Source organism: Mycobacterium shunyiense, from assembly GCF_058270035.1.
In genome coordinates, this window is record NZ_JBZDPT010000002.1 from 48,433 (window position 1) to 49,063 (window position 631).

The following is a 631-nucleotide window of genomic DNA, read 5'->3' on the forward strand; positions in this document are numbered from 1 at the left end:
GGTACGGGTGCGGAAAGACCGACGGCCTCGGATCGCGACCGACACGGGTGGCCGGTCGTGGCGTGCGCTCGCACGATCCACGGTCGCAGATCCGGGCTCTACGGTATTTCCCAACCGTACGAGTCTTGGCATGGGTACGGGGTGCTTTCGGTCGGAGACATCACCCACTGCGGGTGACCCGGGGCGGGTGATGGCACGTTTGCCTTCAACTCGGTTCCGGTGACGACCATTAGTTCCCGTTCGCCGGGCGAAATGCTGTGCTGCTGCTCAGCAGATTTCTATGAGTTGCATTTGTCTCGCTGAAGGCTCGTAGAGGTCGGCCTGGTGCTGCGAAGTGGGCGGCCGGGCGGGAAAGGTTCACTCCTCAGCAAATATTGCCTCCACGAAGGTGGTGGGCGTAATCAGCGGTGGTGGCTGCGTACGTATCGGCGAAACACGTCGCGGTCCAAGCGTTAGTGGCTAATTCGCTATGTTAACGGGGGTCGCGGTGGCGGGAACGCCACAGTGCATCGCCCACCGGGCGGCGAGTAGCAAATATTGACGATTTTTCTAAAACCGCCTGGCGACCGGGCTGTCTGGGTTAGGTTTAGAACGTGTTCCATTTAACTCGCCCAGATGGTCTGGAGAACTG